Annotated in this window: 1 protein-coding gene; it reads right to left on the bottom strand. The window is 66.7% G+C overall.

Translation table 11 applies throughout. From position 1 onward, the window contains the following. Positions 1-1,860 (bottom strand): 1-deoxy-D-xylulose-5-phosphate synthase (gene dxs / locus CFR78_RS15910; protein ID WP_110581368.1); only part of this gene is annotated, 1,860 nt, incomplete at both ends.

Here is a 1,860-nt window from a genome sequence, read left to right as displayed (position 1 = left end):
GCCGCATCCAGCCCTGCCTCGATATACTGGGCATCCTGGGTGTTATGATCGATGAAGCGGTCGGGCAGGGTCATGGGGCGGAAGCGCACGCGGTCGAGCAGTCCGGTCCTGGCCAGATGGGTCATGACAAAGCTTGCGAACCCGCCGACCGAGCCTTCCTCGATGGTGATCAGCACCGCATGGTTGCGTGCCAGCTGCTCGACCAGCGCGGTGTCGATCGGCTTGGCGAAGCGGGCATCGGCCACGGTGGGGGACAGGCCGTGGGCGGCCAGCATGTCGGCGGCCTTCAGCGCGTGTTCCAGCCTTGGCCCGAGCGAGAGGATGGCAATGCCGCCCTGTTCCGGCCCGGACTGGCGCGCCATCTCGCGCACGATTCGCCCGCGTCCGATTTCCAGCACCTCGCCCGCTGCCGGCAGGTCCAGCCCCAGCCCCGCGCCACGCGGGTAGCGCAGGCCGATCGGGCCTTCGTCAAACGCGATGGCGGTGGCTGTCATGTGCATCAGTTCCACCTCGGTGCTGGGCGCCATCAGCGTTATGCCCGGCAGGCAGCCCAGGTAGGCGATGTCGAACGATCCCGCATGCGTCGCGCCATCGGCGCCCACCAGCCCCGCGCGGTCGATGGCGAAGCGCACCGGCAGCTTCTGCAGCACCACGTCATGCATCACCTGGTCATAGGCGCGCTGCAGGAAGGAGGAATAGATGGCGCAGAACGGGCGCAGCCCCTCGGTCGCCATGCCGGCGGCAAAGGTCACGGCATGCTGTTCGGCAATGCCCACGTCAAAGAAGCGGTCGGGATAGGCCTTGGCAAACTTGTCCAGCCCGGTGCCCGACGGCATGGCGGCGGTAATCGTGACGATCTTGTCATCCGTCGCGGCCTGGCGCACCAGTTCCTTCGCAAAGACCGAGGTGTAGCTGGGCGGGCCGGACGGGCCTTTCTTCTGCTCACCGGTCACGACATTGAACTTGGAGACGGCGTGATACTTGTCCCCCGCCGATTCGGCAGGCTTGTAGCCGTGGCCCTTCTCGGTAATCACGTGCAGCAGCACGGGGCCGACATCCTCGGCATCGCGCAGGTTGCGCAGGATGTGGACCAGCTGGTTCATGTCGTGGCCATCCACGGGGCCGACATAATAGAAGCCCAGTTCCTCGAACAGCGTGCCGCCGGTCATGATGCCGCGCGCGTATTCATCCGCCTTCTTGGCCGTGCGCTCCAGCCGGCCGGGCAGGCGCTTGGCCATCTTGGCGGCGAGTTCACGCAGGGAGAGGAACTTGCGCGAGGACATCAGCCGCGAGAGATAGCTCGACATCGCGCCCACCGGGGGAGCGATCGACATCTCGTTATCGTTGAGCACCACGATCAGGCGTTCCGCACCCGGCCCGCAATGGGAGGCATTGTTCATCGCCTCATACGCCATGCCGGCCGAGATCGAGCCATCGCCGATCACGGCAATCACGTTGCGCTCGCGGTAGGAGGGATCTTCCTCCGCGCGCAGGTGATGGGCCACGGCCATGCCAAGGCCCGCCGAGATGGAGGTGGAGGAATGCGCCGCCCCAAACGGGTCGTATTCGCTCTCGCTGCGCCGGGTGAAGCCCGACAGCCCGCCCGGCTGGCGCAGGGTGCGGATGCGCTCGCGCCGCCCGGTCAGGATCTTGTGCGGGTAGGCCTGGTGGCCCACATCCCAGATCACGCGGTCATCGGGGGTGTCGAACACGGCATGCAGCGCCACGGTCAGTTCCACCACGCCCAGCGAGGCGCCGAGATGGCCGCCGGTGGTGGAGACGGCATCGATCGTCTCGGAGCGCAGTTCATCCGCCAGCTGCCTGAGCTGCTCCACCGAAAGGTTGCGCAGGTCATGGGGG

The organism is Komagataeibacter rhaeticus (assembly GCF_003207855.1).
GTDB lineage: Bacteria > Pseudomonadota > Alphaproteobacteria > Acetobacterales > Acetobacteraceae > Komagataeibacter > Komagataeibacter rhaeticus.
Note: the sequence above shows the minus strand (reverse complement) of the source record. Positions and strands in the feature narration are given on the sequence as shown.